Source organism: Streptococcus sp. oral taxon 061 (assembly GCF_964211575.1).
Classification (GTDB): domain Bacteria; phylum Bacillota; class Bacilli; order Lactobacillales; family Streptococcaceae; genus Streptococcus.
On the sequence record NZ_CAXOQQ010000001.1, the window covers coordinates 113229 to 128798 of the forward strand.

Consider the following 15570-nt stretch of genomic DNA (forward strand, 5'->3'; position numbering starts at 1 on the left):
TCATTAAAGGAGGCGAAAATGGCCCAGGATATAAAAAATGAAGAAGTAAAAGAAGAGGAAGTTGTTGAATCAGTAGAAGAAACAACTCCTGAGAAGTCCGAATTGGACTTGGCAAATGAACGTGCCGAAGAGTTTGAAAACAAATACCTTCGTGCTCATGCAGAAATGCAAAACATTCAGCGACGTGCCAACGAAGAACGCCAACTCTTGCAACGCTATCGCAGTCAAGATTTAGCAAAAGCGATCTTACCATCATTGGACAACCTCGAACGTGCCCTTGCTGTTGAAGGCTTGACAGATGATGTGAAGAAGGGCTTGGAAATGGTCCAAGAAAGTTTGGTACATGCTCTGAAAGAAGAAGGAATCGAAGAAATTCCAGCAGACGGAGAATTTGACCATAACTATCATATGGCTATTCAAACCGTTCCAGCAGATGACGAACATCCAGCAGATACCATCGCACAAGTCTTCCAAAAAGGCTACAAACTCCATGACCGCATCTTACGCCCAGCCATGGTAGTTGTCTACAATTAGGCTAGAAAACTTGAAAAATCTTGTCCGAAACGACACTAAACTATGAAAGAAAGATAAGAAACGGTTCGGCTTTACCAATAGTGAGCGTAGCGAACCAAAGGCGATACTCTTCGCCGTGGCGGTATTTTCGCAAACTTTGAGACCTGAGGCTCAAAGTTTAGTCAAAGAGATTGACGAAGTCAAGCTCTGACGGCGTCGCCACTTAAGAAGAGTATCAAAAAGAAAAAAAGAATATAAAATTTAAGGAGAAAAACACATGTCTAAAATTATCGGTATTGACTTAGGTACAACAAACTCAGCAGTTGCAGTTCTTGAAGGAACTGAAAGCAAAATCATCGCAAACCCAGAAGGTAACCGTACAACTCCATCTGTAGTGTCATTCAAAAACGGTGAAATCATCGTTGGTGACGCTGCAAAACGTCAAGCAGTAACAAACCCAGATACAGTTATCTCTATCAAATCTAAGATGGGAACTTCTGAAAAAGTTTCTGCTAACGGTAAAGAATACACACCACAAGAAATCTCAGCGATGATTCTTCAATACTTGAAAGGTTACGCTGAAGACTACCTTGGTGAAAAAGTAACTAAGGCTGTTATCACAGTTCCTGCATACTTTAACGATGCTCAACGTCAAGCAACTAAAGACGCTGGTAAAATCGCTGGTCTTGAAGTAGAACGTATCGTCAACGAACCAACTGCAGCAGCTCTTGCTTACGGTTTGGATAAGACTGATAAAGAAGAAAAAATCTTGGTATTCGACCTTGGTGGTGGTACATTCGACGTATCTATCCTTGAACTTGGTGACGGTGTCTTTGACGTATTAGCTACTGCTGGAGATAACAAACTCGGTGGTGACGACTTTGACCAAAAAATCATCGATTACTTAGTAGCAGAATTCAAGAAAGAAAACGGCATCGACTTGTCAACAGACAAGATGGCTCTTCAACGTTTGAAAGACGCAGCAGAAAAAGCGAAGAAAGACCTTTCTGGTGTAACTTCAACTCAAATCAGCTTGCCGTTCATCACTGCTGGTGAAGCTGGACCTCTTCACTTGGAAATGACCTTGACTCGTGCTAAATTTGACGATTTGACTCGTGACCTTGTAGAACGTACAAAAGTTCCAGTTCGTCAAGCTCTTTCAGATGCAGGTTTGAGCTTGTCAGATATTGACGAAGTCATCCTTGTCGGTGGTTCAACTCGTATTCCTGCCGTTGTAGAAGCTGTTAAAGCTGAAACTGGTAAAGAACCAAACAAATCAGTGAACCCTGACGAAGTAGTTGCCATGGGTGCTGCGATCCAAGGTGGTGTGATCACTGGTGATGTGAAAGACGTTGTCCTTCTTGACGTAACTCCATTGTCACTTGGTATCGAAACAATGGGTGGAGTCTTCACAAAATTGATCGACCGCAACACAACCATTCCAACATCTAAATCACAAGTCTTCTCAACTGCAGCAGACAACCAACCAGCCGTTGATATTCACGTTCTTCAAGGTGAACGCCCAATGGCAGCGGACAACAAGACTCTTGGACGTTTCCAATTGACTGATATCCCAGCTGCACCTCGTGGTATCCCACAAATCGAAGTAACATTTGACATCGACAAGAACGGTATCGTATCTGTTAAAGCCAAAGACCTTGGAACTCAAAAAGAACAAACAATTGTTATCCAATCTAACTCAGGTTTGACAGACGAAGAAATCGACCGCATGATGAAAGATGCAGAAGCAAACGCTGAAGCGGATAAGAAACGTAAAGAAGAAGTTGACCTTCGTAACGAAGTAGACCAAGCTATCTTTGCAACTGAAAAGACAATCAAAGAAACTGAAGGTAAAGGCTTCGATGCAGAACGTGATGCTGCACAAGCTGCCCTTGATGAGCTTAAGAAAGCCCAAGAAGATAACAACTTGGACGAAATGAAAGCAAAACTTGAAGCACTGAACGAAAAAGCTCAAGGACTTGCTGTGAAACTCTACGAACAAGCTGCAGCAGCGCAACAAGCACAAGCAGGAGCAGAAGGCGCACAAGCAACAGGAAATGCAGGCGATGACGTCGTAGACGGAGAGTTTACTGAAAAGTAAGATGCAAAGCCCGTTAAAACCTCACAGTGAAAATAGAAAATCTGACGCAGAAACTTTAGTTTCTAGGAAGATTTATCTTTTTCACCAAGAGGTTAGGGCGTGCTCAATTCAGCTTAACAACTAAATGATAAAAAGAAATCCAGAGGTTGCAACCCAGCCTCTGTTTTTCGGTAAAATGGGACGATACTAATATTTTAGTTCGTTTCGCAATACTAGAAAGAAAGGAACAAAGGTGTTCGCAACTGAACACGGGTTCCAAAGTTTCTAATTCAATATAAAAGAAAGGAACTGAACCCGACCTAAATTCTCGGAAAAAAGATAAATCTGTCTAGGAGCATCGCTCTGGCGCCAGATTTCCTATTTTTCAGTCGAATTTTACGGTCTTGGTATCTTAAATGAACAATACTGAATTTTATGACCGTTTGGGCGTTTCAAAGAATGCATCTCAGGATGAGATCAAGAAAGCCTATCGGAAATTATCTAAGAAATATCACCCAGATATCAACAAGGAGCCTGGTGCTGAGGAAAAGTACAAGGAAGTTCAAGAAGCTTATGAGACTTTGAGTGACGAACAGAAACGTGCTGCTTACGACCAATATGGTGCTGCAGGTGCCAATGGTGGCTTTGGTGGTGCAGGCGGTTTTGGTGGTTTCGATGGTGCAGGTGGCTTTAGTGGTTTTGAAGATATCTTCTCAAGTTTTTTCGGCGGAGGCGGTTCTTCTCGCAATCCAAACGCTCCGCGTCAAGGTGATGACCTCCAATATCGCGTCAATTTGACTTTTGAAGAAGCCATCTTTGGTACTGAAAAAGAAGTCAAATACAACCGTGAAGCAACCTGTCGTACATGTAATGGATCAGGTGCTAAGCCTGGAACAAGTCCAGTTACTTGTGGACGCTGTCACGGTTCTGGTGTTATCAACGTCGATACTCAAACACCGCTTGGTATGATGCGTCGCCAAGTAACCTGTGATGTCTGTCATGGTCGCGGAAAAGAAATTAAAGATCCATGTACAACTTGTCATGGAACAGGTCATGAAAAACAAGCCCACAGTGTCCATGTGAAAATTCCAGCAGGTGTCGAAACTGGTCAACAAATCCGTTTAGCGGGTCAAGGGGAAGCTGGATTTAACGGCGGACCATACGGTGACTTGTATGTTGTGGTTAATGTTGAGCCGAGCGACAAATTTGAACGTGAAGGAACAACTATTTTTTACAAGTTGAACCTCAATATTGTCCAAGCAACTCTTGGTGATACTGTTGATATTCCAACCGTTCACGGTGATGTTGAATTGGTGATTCCAGAGGGAACTCAAACCGGTAAACGATTCCGCCTACGTAGTAAGGGGGCGCCGAGTCTTCGTGGCGGTGCTGTCGGTGACCAATATGTCACTGTTAATGTCGTGACTCCAACAGGTTTGAATGAACGCCAAAAAGCAGCCTTGAAAGAATTCGCAGCTGCAGGGGATTTGAAAGTCAATCCAAAGAAAAAAGGCTTCTTTGACCATATTAAGGATGCCTTCGAAGGTGAATAAAACAAAAAGAGCCATAAGGCTCTTTTTTTGTTTGTAGTTAGTAACGGAACAAAGATTCTCTGACTGATCTGCTATTTAGAACTTTGGCTGAACAAGCCGGTTTCATCCATTTCCTGGATGAGTTGCTTGAGTTCCGCTTCTTTACCAGGTTTCACGGTGACAGTATCAATATGCTTAATCGCCGAATTATCCTGAATATCTACCAAGGTCAAAGCTTTTTCATAGAATGCGACACCCTTTTTTAGTCTCTCCTGATCCTTCCAATATAGAATTGAGTAATTAGGATTTGGTTTCTTTCCGATTTCCTGTAAATAATTCCTACTTTCCTTCTCTAAAAATTGCAATAAACCGTGATTGAACAAGTTATCCCCTACTTTATAGTAAGAAATATCTCCTGTCTGTAGGACATAGACTTTGAGTCGGTTTTTAGTCAGATTTGGACTTTCTTTTAGGACAGGGTGGCTATTGATGACCTCATCTGAGAAAGTCACATAAAAATTTAAGCCTCCACCCTCGAATTCATAGTGTCCATCTGATTCTACTTTTTTAGGAGGCATGTCAAGGGAGATAAAGATTTGTTTTAAGGCTTCATTCCCCTCTCGGATGTCACTTGATGAAGCCTTGAAAAGATTGGCTACTAATAGAAATGCTAGGGTTGCAAGAAGACAGATGCAACCAGAAATAATCAAGATGACTTTTAAAAACAGTTTCATTTTTAGTCCCTCCCTTTTCTGTTAGGAGCTGGTAATCCAAGATGGATTTAAGGGGATATAAGGAAAGTTGGATGCTTTCTTTTTTAGTTTTCTTCAGTTTCTCGTAGTTCTTTTATCACAGCAAGTCTTGCTTGGATGTCTTTTTCTAAGACTTTAAATTTGTAAGTGAGGTCTTCTTGGTATTCCTTGATGACTTCTTTTTGTTGATTGATAATTTGTAAGCTATTTTGGATAACATCTAAATCACCTTTGATTGCCTCAACGCGATCAGTTGTATCTAAAACTTCTTCAGTGATAACTTCACGATTTTTAACGAGGAGGTAAGATCCGACTGCTGATCCAGCAAAAAGTAGTAAATTTGATAGTTTCATAGGAACTCCTTAAGCGTTTTTGATTGTTTCAGCGACTTGGGCAAGTTTGTCAAAGTCAGGTTCATGGGCAACAAAGTCAATTTTTAGGTCATCATCTGCACTATAACGAGGAACGAGGTGGATATGGGTATGAAAAACGGTTTGTCCAGCGACTTCTTCGCAGTTGGCGATGATATTCATGCCTTCAGCTTGGGTAGCTTTCATAACCTTTTGAGAAATGACTGGAATCTTTGCAAAGAGTTGACTAGCACTCGCAGCATCCATCTCTAAAAGGTTGCGATAGTGTTCTTTAGGTACGACCAAGGTATGACCAGGTGTTACTTGAGAAATATCGAGGAAGGCAAGAACCTGTTCATCTTCATAAACCTTTGCTGCAGGGATTTCTCCGGCTAAAATCTTACAAAAAATACAATCTGACATAAAAACCACCTCTAGTGTATTGAATTTTGATATAATATAGCTACATTATACCAGATTCGGAGAAAATATGTTAGAAATTAAAAATCTGACAGGAGGCTATATTCATGTCCCTGTCTTGAAAGATGTGTCCTTTACAGTTGAGAGCGGACAGTTGGTAGGTTTGATAGGTTTGAATGGTGCGGGGAAATCTACGACTATCAACGAAATTATCGGACTCTTGACTCCTTACAGTGGGGAGATTAAGATTGACGGATTGACTCTAGGAGAGGATGCTACGAGCTATCGCAAGAAGATTGGTTATATCCCTGAAACTCCTAGCTTGTATGAAGAACTGACTCTCAGAGAACATATTGAGACAGTTGCTATGGCCTATGGTATCGAGCAAAATATTGCTTTTGAACGTGTAGAGTCGCTTTTAAAAATGTTCCGTTTAGACCAGAAATTGGATTGGTTCCCGGTTCATTTTTCCAAAGGAATGAAGCAAAAGGTTATGATTATCTGCGCCTTTGTCGTGGATCCTAGTCTCTTTATCGTAGACGAGCCTTTCCTTGGTCTTGATCCTTTGGCAATTTCAGATTTGATTCAACTTCTAGAAGCGGAAAAGAAAAAAGGAAAGTCTATCCTTATGAGTACCCATGTTCTTGATTCTGCTGAAAAGATGTGTGACTCTTTTGTCATTCTTCACAAAGGTCAAGTAAGAGCCAAAGGAAATCTCCAACAACTTCGAAAAGCCTTTGATATGCCAGAAGCAAGTCTCAATGATATCTATTTGGCTCTGACCAAAGAGGAGGAGCTATGAAGGACTTGTTTTTAAAACGAAAGCAGGAATTTCGTAAGGAATGCTTGGGCTATCTCCGTTATGTGCTCAATGATCATTTTGTCTTATTTTTGTTGGTGTTGTTAGGATTTTTGGCCTATCAGTACAACCAGTTGCTCCAACACTTTCCTGAGAATCATTTCCCAATCCTAATTTTGATTGGGATGATATCTATTTTACTTTTGCTTTGGGGTGGTATTGCGACCTATCTAGAAGCGCCTGACAAACTATTTCTTTTAGTTGCTGAAGAAGAAGTGAGAGAACACATCCAGAAGCAAAGTCTGATTTCTTTCATCTTTTGGGTCAGTGTACAGACTCTCTTTTTGCTCCTGTTTGCGCCTTTATTCTTAGCCATGGGTCTTGGTTTGCCGATTTTTGGAGTCTATCTTATTGTCTTGGGGATAACAAAATACGTGATTTTTCGCCAAAAGTCTAGCAACTTTTTCCTTGGGAATGGACTTGACTGGGATTATGTCATTGCACAAGAATGTAAACGTAAGCAGTTCTTGCTTCGATTCTTTGCCCTCTTTACACAGGTCAAGGGGATTTCAAATAGTGTTAAGCGCCGAGCTTATCTAGACTTTATTCTCAAGGGAGTTCAGAAAGTACCAGGAAAAATCTGGCAGAACCTCTATCTCCGCTCCTATCTTAGAAATGGAGATTTATTCGCCCTTAGTTTGCGACTCATAATCCTATCTTTGACCGCTCTCATCTTCATTGAGCAATCTTGGATTGCAGTCGCAATTGTAATTTTATTCAATTATCTTTTGTTATTCCAGCTTCTAGCCCTCTATCATGCCTTTGACTATCAATATTTGACGCAATTATTCCCAGTAGGTAAGGGGCAAAAAGAGAAAGGCTTGAAGGAAATTTTGAGAGCGATTGGGGTCTTTGTATTAATCTTGGAAAGTCTCATAGGATTGCTTGTTTTTAAGGACAAAATTCTTGTTCTAGCACTTGTGGGAGCAAGTCTTGTCTTGCAATTTCTTTATTTGCCGTATCAACTGAGAAGATTGGTTGACGAATAGCATAAAAATTAGTAGAATAATAAGGAAACTTTATTCGGAGGAAAGAAATGGACTTGGGTGATATTGAGCTAACGCTAACCCCGATATCTGGGAAGAGCGGAAAAGCTTATATGGGAAGTTATCCTGATGGAAAACGTGTTTTTATAAAAATGAATACTTCTCCAATCCTGCCTGGTTTAGCTAGAGAGCAAATTGCACCACAATTGCTCTGGAGCCGTCGTTTACCAGACGGCCGTGATATGTCCGCTCAGGAATGGTTGACAGGAAAAATTTTGACGCCAAGTGATATGAACCGTAAACAAATTATCGATATTTTGACACGTTTACACTGTTCACGTCCCTTAATGACCCAGTTGACACGATTGGGATATGCAATGGAAACACCTTCGGATTTACTTCAGTCATGGGTAAACAAGGCTCCGGATGCTTTAAAAAACAACCAGTATCTACGTATGGTTTTAGGTGATTTGCGTGAGAATCTTCCTGGGTTTAGAGAAGATTATGCAACTATAGTCCATGGGGATGTCCGTCATAGCAACTGGTTTGAGACAGAGAGTGGCTTGATTTATTTAGTAGATTGGGATTCTGTTCGCTTGACTGATCGTATGTTTGATGTGGCCTATCTGCTCTGTCACTATATTCCAGAGTATCAGTGGCAAGAATGGCTAGCTAATTATGGCTATAAGTATAATCAAACTGTCTTGAATAAGTTATATTGGTATGCTCAACTGTCATTTTTGAGCCTCATTACCAAATACTATGAAAATCAAGATTTGGATAATGTAAATCGGGAAATCTATGCTTTGCGTAGCTTCCGAGAAAAGTATGGAAAGAAAAAATGAGAGTTAGAAATCGTAAAGGGGCAACAGAACTGTTAGAGGCTAATCCGCAGTATGTTGTCTTAAATCCCGCAGAAGCTAAAGGAAAGTGGCGAGATTTGTTTGGCAATGACAATCCAATCCATGTAGAGGTTGGTAGCGGTAAAGGTGCTTTCGTAACAGGAATGGCCAAACAAAATCCTGGCATCAACTATATCGGGATTGATATTCAGAAGTCTGTATTAAGCTATGCATTAGACAAGGTCTTAGAAGTTGGAGTTCCCAACATCAAACTTCTATGGGTTGATGGTTCAGAATTGACCAATTATTTTGAAGATGGTGAAATTGACCGCTTGTATTTGAATTTCTCGGATCCATGGCCTAAAAAACGCCATGAGAAGCGTCGTTTGACTTATAAGAGCTTCTTGGATACTTTCAAACGAATCTTGCCTGAACACGGTGAAATTCATTTCAAGACAGATAATCGTGGTTTGTTTGAATATAGCTTAGTGAGCTTTTCACAATATGGCATGAAACTCAAGGGCATTTGGTTAGATTTACATGCCAGCGACTTTGAAGGAAATGTCATGACTGAGTATGAGCAAAAGTTTTCAAGTAAGGGTCAAGTCATTTATAGAGTTGAAGCTCAGTTTTAATGTGAAGACTTGTTAGTGAAAAACTGTCGTTCACTCAAATGGAATGGAAACATGTAACTCAAGGATATAGTTCTGTCTTCGACAGGACTAAATCCTTGAGTTTTTTATAGATTTGGGTTTTTGATAAGTGTGTACTTGTGCCCTGATAAGTGGTATAATGAAGGGGTTATGAGAAGAAGCATAAAACCTGTTGTAGTCTATCTTTTCTTTCTCCTTGTGATAGGTGGTTTGATTTTTTTGGATTATCAACACCATCGACAAGCAGATGTGCAAGTAGAAAAAACTGAGAAAACTACTCAAACCAGTGAAACAGATAAGGAAAAGGTTGTTGAAGATAGATTAGCCACAATGACCTTGGAGGAGAAAGTCGGGCAATTATTCTGGGCTAGAGTTCCTGCCGATCATCAAATAGAAGATCTCAAATCCTATCATTTGTCTGGTTATATCTTATTTGGACGAGATTTTGAAGGACAAACCTTAGAGGATATGAAGGCTTTGACAAGTCGCTACCAGGCCGCTTCCAAGACACCTTTATTGATTGGTTCGGATGAAGAAGGGGGAACAGTAACACGTATCAGTTCGATTTTGGAGACTCCTTTCCAATCTCCTATGACCCTTTATCATCAAGGAGGGATGGAGGCTGTTCTTTCTGATACTAGGAAAAAGGCAGAGGTGCTGAAATCTGTTGGTATCAATGCTGGACTCTTTCCAGTTGCGGATCTTGCTGGTGATTCATCAACATTTATTTACGATCGGACCATCGGACAAGATGCCCAAACAACTGCAAGTTATGTTAAGCAAGTTGTAGAAGAACTTCAAAAGAATAAGGTCGGTTCAACCTTGAAGCATTTCCCAGGATATGGTGATAATGGAGACAGTCATACCGACATTATCCAAGACAACCGCTCTTTGGATGATTTAAGACAAGCAGATTTTCTACCCTTTCAAGCTGGCATAGATGCAGGTGCGGATAGTATTTTAGTTTCTCACAATATCCTGACTAAAATTGATACAGTGCCGTCATCTATCTCGCCAAAAATCAACGAAATTCTTCGCAAGGAGCTGAATTTTAAAGGGGTCATAATGACGGATGATTTAGATATGGCAGGATTAGCCGATTTTGTCAGTCAGGATGAAGCTGCTCTCCAGGTAATATTAGCTGGAAATGATTTAATCCTAGGTTCTTCCTACCAAACTCAGATTCCTTATCTATTAAAGAAAATTTCTTCTGGGGACTTGACAGAAGAGCGTATTGATGAGTCTGTACGACGTATTTTAGCATGGAAATATGACTTGGGATTATTCGATACGTCTCAGTAAAAGGAAACGTCATTTATAAAATCATGCAGAAACCTTTGAAGGAAAGCCTTCTATTGGTTGTGAAAAGGTCAAATCCTTGCAGATTGGATTGATTTGTGTTATACTAATAACAAGAATATAAGAAAGAGAGGCGGGGAGATATCTTCGCCTCTTGCTTATGAGGAGGTGGACGCAATCGCAACTATCGTTGAATTAGTCAGAGAAGTCGTAGAACCTGTTATTGAAGCTCCTTTTGAACTCGTAGATATCGAGTACGGAAAGATTGGCAGTGACATGATTCTTAGTATTTTTGTAGACAAGCCTGAAGGAATCACCTTGAATGATACGGCAGACTTGACTGAAATTATCAGTCCTGTCCTAGATACTATCAAGCCGGATCCCTTCCCAGAACAATATTTCCTAGAAATTACAAGTCCAGGATTGGAGCGTCCTTTGAAAACCAAGGAAGCAGTCGCTGGAGCGGTTGGGAAATACATCCATGTCGGGCTCTATCAATCCATCGATAAGCAAAAGGTTTTTGAAGGAACCTTGTTGTCCTTTGAAGAGGATGAGTTGACTATGGAATATATGGATAAAACTCGCAAGAAAACAGTCCAAATTCCATATAACTTGGTATCAAAAGCACGTTTAGCAGTAAAATTATAGAAAGAAAGGATAGCTTTTGAGAATTCAAAAGTAAAAAGAACATGAGTAAAGAAATGCTAGAGGCCTTCCGCATTTTGGAAGAAGACAAGGGAATCAAGAAAGAAGATATCATCGACGCAGTAGTAGAATCACTTCGTTCTGCTTACCGTAGACGCTATGGTCAATCAGACAGCGTAGCTATCGACTTCAACGAAAAAACAGGTGACTTTACAGTTTACACTGTCCGTGAAGTTGTTGATGAAGTATTTGATAGTCGTTTGGAAATCAGCTTGAAAGATGCTCTTGCCATTAATTCAGCCTATGAGCTTGGTGACAAAATCAAGTTTGAAGAGGCACCAGGAGAGTTTGGTCGTGTAGCAGCCCAATCTGCTAAACAAACAATCATGGAAAAAATGCGTAAGCAAACACGTGCCATTACCTATAATACTTACAAAGAGCATGAACAAGAAATCATGTCTGGTACAGTTGAACGTTTTGATAACCGCTTCATTTATGTCAATCTTGGCAGCATTGAAGCCCAATTGTCAAAACAAGACCAAATTCCTGGAGAAGTGTTTGCTTCCCACGATCGTATCGAAGTTTATGTCTACAAAGTGGAAGACAACCCTCGTGGAGTTAACGTCTTTGTTAGCCGTAGCCACCCAGAAATGATCAAACGTTTGATGGAACAAGAGATTCCAGAAGTATATGATGGAACTGTTGAAATCATGAGCGTAGCCCGTGAAGCAGGTGACCGTACGAAAGTTGCTGTTCGTAGCCACAATCCTAACGTGGATGCTATCGGAACAATCGTTGGACGTGGTGGAGCAAACATCAAGAAAATCACTAGTAAATTCCACCCAGCTCGCTACGATGCTAAGAGTGACCGCATGGTACCGGTAGAAGAAAACATTGACGTTATCGAATGGGTAGCAGATCCAGCTGAGTTTATCTACAATGCCATTGCTCCTGCCGAAGTTGACCAAGTTATCTTTGATGAAAATGACAGCAAACGTGCCTTGGTGGTTGTGCCAGATAACAAACTATCTCTTGCTATCGGTCGTCGTGGACAAAATGTTCGCTTAGCAGCACATTTGACTGGTTACCGTATCGATATCAAGTCTGCAAGTGAATTTGAAGCTATGGAAGAAGCAGGTCAAGTGGATTACGCTGAAACAGACGAATTGACTGAAGAATAAGATCTGCTAGAGGAGGGAAAGATGAAAACAAGAAAAATCCCTTTGCGCAAGTCTGTTGTTTCCAACGATGTGATTGACAAGCGAGATTTACTTCGTATTGTCAAGAACAAAGAAGGTGAGGTCTTTATCGACCCGACAGGCAAGGCTAATGGCCGGGGCGCTTATATCAAGCTAGACAATGCAGAAGCCCTGGAGGCTAAAAAGAAAAAAGTCTTTAACCGTAGCTTTAACATGGAAGTTGAAGAAAGCTTTTATGACGAGTTGATCGCCTATGTTGATCACAAAGTAAAAAGAAGAGAGTTAGGACTTGAATAAGCAAAAAGTAAGTAATCTCTTGGGATTGGCTCAGCGAGCGGGGAAAATCATCTCGGGTGAAGAAATGGTTGTCAAAGCCATTCAAGATCGGAAAGTTAAATTGGTATTTCTAGCTCATGATGCTAGCCCAAATCTAACCAAGAAGATTCAGGATAAAAGCCACTATTATCAAGTAGAAGTTATTACCGTGTTTTCAACACTGGAATTAAGTATAGCAGTCGGAAAATCGAGAAAGGTTCTGGCTGTAACAGATGCTGGATTTACAAAGAAAATGAGGTCTCTTATGGAATAGAAGAGGAGGACATGATTTGTCTAAAAAAAGATTGTACGAAATCGCAAAAGAACTTGGAAAAGAAAGTAAGGAAGTTGTAACGCGTGCAAAAGAGCTGGGCTTGGAAGTGAAAAGCCATGCTTCAAGCGTAGAGGCTGCTGCTGCTGAAAAAATCGTAGCTAGTTTTAAGCCTGCTGCTCCCAAAACAGAAGCAAAACCTGTAGCGCCAAAAGCAAGTGAAGCGAAGGTGGAAAGTAAACCAGCTACGCCAGCAACTCCTAAGGAAGAAAAAGTTGTAGCTGCAAGACCACAGAGTCGAAACTTTAAGGCTGAACGTGAAGCGCGTGCCAAAGAGCAAGCGGAACGACGCAAGCAAAACAAAGGTAACAACCGCGATCAACAACAAAACGGTAACCGTCAAAAGAACGATAACCGTAATGGTGGGAAACCTGGTCAAGGGAACCGTGACAATCGTCGTTTTAACGACCAAGGGAAGAAACCACAAGGCCAAGGAAATCGTGGCAATGATTATCGCCAACAAGCTGATAATCGTCCCAAACAAGCTGGTCCTCGTATTGACTTTAAAGCTCGCGCAGCAGCTCTGAAGGCTGAGCAAAATGCAGAATACGCACGCTCAAGCGAGGAACGCTTCAAACAGTCTCAAGTTGCCAAAGAAGCCTTGGCTCAAGCTAATAAACGCAAGGAGCCAGAGGAAATCTTTGAGGAAGCTGCCAAACTAGCTGAACAAACTCAGCCTGTAGTTGAAGTAGCTCCTGTAGTCAAAGAGGCTGTAGTGGATACACGTCGTAAAAAGCAAGCTCGGCCAGACAAAGATCGTGATGATTACGATCATGAAGAAGATGGTCCTAGAAAACAACAAAAGAATCGAAGTAGTCAGAATCAAGTGAGAAATCAAAGAAATAGTAACTGGAATAACAATAAGAAAAATAAAAAAGGCAACAAACAAAACAATCGTAATCAGGCTCCAAAACCTATTACAGAACGTAAATTCCATGAATTGCCAACAGAATTTGAGTATACAGATGGTATGACTGTTGCGGAAATCGCAAAACGTATCAAACGTGAACCAGCTGAGATTGTTAAGAAACTATTTATGATGGGCGTTATGGCCACTCAAAACCAATCTTTGGATGGGGAAACAATTGAACTCCTCATGGTTGATTACGGAATTGAAGCTAAACAAAAGGTTGAAGTGGACAATGCCGATATCGAACGTTTCTTCGTAGAAGATGATTATCTGAATGAAGACCAACTAGTGGAACGTCCACCAGTTGTAACGATCATGGGACACGTTGACCATGGTAAAACAACCCTTTTGGATACCCTTCGTAATTCTCGTGTTGCTACGGGAGAAGCTGGTGGTATCACTCAGCATATCGGTGCCTATCAGATTGAGGAAAATGGTAAGAAGATTACCTTCCTTGATACACCAGGACACGCGGCCTTTACTTCCATGCGTGCACGTGGTGCTTCTGTTACCGACATTACTATCCTAGTCGTAGCGGCAGATGACGGGGTTATGCCTCAGACTATCGAAGCCATTAACCACTCAAAAGCAGCTAATGTTCCAATTATCGTAGCTATTAACAAGATTGATAAACCAGGTGCAAATCCAGAGCGCGTTATCGGTGAATTGGCTGAACACGGTGTTATGTCAACAGCTTGGGGTGGAGATTCTGAGTTTGTAGAGATCTCAGCTAAATTCAACCAAAATATCGATGAACTCTTGGAAACTGTTCTTCTTGTGGCTGAAATCCAAGAACTTAAAGCAGACCCAACCGTTCGCGCCATCGGTACTGTTATCGAAGCGCGCTTGGATAAAGGAAAAGGTGCGGTTGCAACCCTCCTTGTTCAACAAGGTACTTTGAACGTTCAAGACCCAATCGTTGTCGGAAATACCTTTGGTCGTGTCCGTGCCATGACCAATGACCTTGGACGTCGTGTTAAGGTTGCAGGACCATCAACACCAGTATCTATTACAGGTTTGAATGAAGCACCTATGGCGGGTGATCACTTTGCTGTATACGAAGATGAAAAATCTGCTCGTGCAGCTGGTGAAGAACGTGCTAAACGTGCTCTTATGAAGCAACGTCAAGCTACTCAACGTGTCAGCCTAGAAAATCTCTTTGACACTCTTAAAGCTGGTGAACTTAAATCTGTTAACGTCATCATCAAAGCCGATGTACAAGGTTCAGTTGAAGCCCTTGCTGCTTCCCTTCAAAAAATTGATGTGGAAGGTGTAAAAGTTACCATCGTCCACTCAGCAGTTGGTGCTATCAACGAATCTGACGTGACTCTTGCTGAAGCTTCAAATGCCTTTATCGTAGGTTTCAACGTACGTCCTACACCGCAAGCTCGTCAACAAGCAGAAGCAGACGATGTAGAAATCCGCCTCCACAGCATCATCTACAAGGTTATCGAAGAGATGGAAGAAGCCATGAAAGGTATGCTTGATCCAGAATTTGAAGAAAAAGTTATCGGTGAAGCGATTATCCGTGAAACCTTCAAAGTGTCTAAAGTCGGAACAATCGGTGGATTTATGGTTACTAGCGGTAAAGTTACCCGTGACTCTAAAGTCCGTGTTATTCGTGACGGTGTTGTTATTTACGATGGTGAACTTGCAAGCTTGAAACACTATAAAGATGACGTCAAAGAAGTTACAAACGGCCGTGAAGGTGGTCTCATGATTGATGGTTACAATGATATCAAGATGGATGATGTGATTGAAGCATACGTCATGGAAGAAATCAAACGATAAGATTTTTGCTCCTTTCTTAGGTGGTGAGGGACGCAAGCAAACCGATGGTTTCATTGCTTATTTTTGAGCCTGAGGTCTCAAAAATCCCCTGTG

16 protein-coding genes are annotated in these 15570 nt (G+C 41.2%); 13 read left to right on the forward strand and 3 right to left on the reverse strand.

Features of this window, described 5'->3' with window-relative positions:
• The first annotated feature begins 18 nt into the window (after positions 1–18).
• From grpE to dnaJ, 3 genes are all read left to right on the forward strand, one after another.
• Entirely contained in the window at positions 19–534 is a 516-nt protein-coding gene (gene grpE, locus AB8E63_RS00565; RefSeq protein WP_368909481.1) for a nucleotide exchange factor GrpE, read from the forward strand.
• Positions 535–790: 256 nt separating this feature from the next.
• Positions 791–2614, forward strand: a complete 1824-nt coding sequence (dnaK, locus tag AB8E63_RS00570; protein ID WP_368909482.1) for a molecular chaperone DnaK — start codon at positions 791–793, stop codon at positions 2612–2614.
• Positions 2615–3009: 395 nt separating this feature from the next.
• Positions 3010–4146, forward strand: a complete 1137-nt coding sequence (gene dnaJ, locus AB8E63_RS00575; RefSeq protein ID WP_368909483.1) for a molecular chaperone DnaJ — start codon at positions 3010–3012, stop codon at positions 4144–4146.
• 71 nt (positions 4147–4217) lie between these two features.
• On the opposite strand, the gene AB8E63_RS00580 is transcribed toward dnaJ, so the two are convergent.
• The 3 genes from AB8E63_RS00580 to AB8E63_RS00590 form a co-directional block, all read right to left on the reverse strand.
• Positions 4218–4859, reverse strand: a complete 642-nt coding sequence (locus AB8E63_RS00580) for a hypothetical protein (RefSeq protein ID WP_368909484.1) — start codon at positions 4857–4859, stop codon at positions 4218–4220.
• Positions 4860–4942: 83 nt separating this feature from the next.
• On the reverse strand, positions 4943–5230 hold the full coding sequence (locus AB8E63_RS00585; protein WP_368909485.1) for a hypothetical protein: 288 nt from the start codon (positions 5228–5230) through the stop codon (positions 4943–4945).
• Between the two features lie 9 nt (positions 5231–5239).
• Complete coding sequence (locus tag AB8E63_RS00590; protein ID WP_368909486.1) at positions 5240–5650, reverse strand: HIT family protein; 411 nt, start codon at positions 5648–5650, stop codon at positions 5240–5242.
• Between the two features lie 67 nt (positions 5651–5717).
• Here AB8E63_RS00590 and AB8E63_RS00595 point away from each other — a divergent pair, with 67 nt between their 5' ends.
• The 10 genes from AB8E63_RS00595 to infB all read left to right on the forward strand — a co-directional run bounded on the left by AB8E63_RS00595 (position 5718) and on the right by infB (position 15477).
• Positions 5718–6449, forward strand: coding sequence for an ABC transporter ATP-binding protein (locus AB8E63_RS00595; protein ID WP_368909487.1), 732 nt, complete (start codon positions 5718–5720; stop codon positions 6447–6449).
• On the forward strand, positions 6446–7495 hold the full coding sequence (locus AB8E63_RS00600) for an ABC transporter permease (RefSeq protein ID WP_368909488.1): 1050 nt from the start codon (positions 6446–6448) through the stop codon (positions 7493–7495). The genes AB8E63_RS00595 and AB8E63_RS00600 overlap by 4 nt, the downstream gene beginning before the upstream one ends.
• A 47-nt stretch (positions 7496–7542) precedes the next feature.
• Positions 7543–8337 (forward strand): cell cycle regulator CcrZ, encoded by a 795-nt coding sequence (gene ccrZ, locus AB8E63_RS00605; RefSeq protein ID WP_006152316.1) that lies wholly within the window; start codon positions 7543–7545, stop codon positions 8335–8337.
• Positions 8334–8969 carry a tRNA (guanosine(46)-N7)-methyltransferase TrmB gene (gene trmB / locus AB8E63_RS00610; RefSeq protein WP_368909489.1) on the forward strand — a complete coding sequence of 212 codons (636 nt, stop codon included), beginning with the start codon at positions 8334–8336 and terminating at the stop codon, positions 8967–8969. The genes ccrZ and trmB overlap by 4 nt, the downstream gene beginning before the upstream one ends.
• Positions 8970–9137: 168 nt before the next feature.
• Entirely contained in the window at positions 9138–10289 is a 1152-nt protein-coding gene (locus tag AB8E63_RS00615; RefSeq protein WP_368909491.1) for a glycoside hydrolase family 3 protein, read from the forward strand.
• Between the two features lie 165 nt (positions 10290–10454).
• On the forward strand, positions 10455–10934 hold the full coding sequence (gene rimP, locus AB8E63_RS00620) for a ribosome maturation factor RimP (protein ID WP_368909492.1): 480 nt from the start codon (positions 10455–10457) through the stop codon (positions 10932–10934).
• A gap of 41 nt (positions 10935–10975) precedes the next feature.
• Positions 10976–12112, forward strand: a complete 1137-nt coding sequence (gene nusA / locus AB8E63_RS00625; RefSeq protein ID WP_006147911.1) for a transcription termination factor NusA — start codon at positions 10976–10978, stop codon at positions 12110–12112.
• A gap of 21 nt (positions 12113–12133) precedes the next feature.
• The gene (gene rnpM, locus AB8E63_RS00630; protein ID WP_004251817.1) at positions 12134–12427 is read left to right on the forward strand and encodes an RNase P modulator RnpM; all 294 of its coding nucleotides are present in this window, start codon (positions 12134–12136) and stop codon (positions 12425–12427) included.
• The gene (locus AB8E63_RS00635) at positions 12420–12719 is read left to right on the forward strand and encodes a YlxQ-related RNA-binding protein (RefSeq protein ID WP_004251819.1); all 300 of its coding nucleotides are present in this window, start codon (positions 12420–12422) and stop codon (positions 12717–12719) included. The genes rnpM and AB8E63_RS00635 overlap by 8 nt, the downstream gene beginning before the upstream one ends.
• A gap of 16 nt (positions 12720–12735) precedes the next feature.
• Positions 12736–15477 (forward strand): translation initiation factor IF-2, encoded by a 2742-nt coding sequence (gene infB, locus AB8E63_RS00640; protein ID WP_368909494.1) that lies wholly within the window; start codon positions 12736–12738, stop codon positions 15475–15477.
• The last annotated feature ends 93 nt before the right edge of the window (positions 15478–15570 follow it).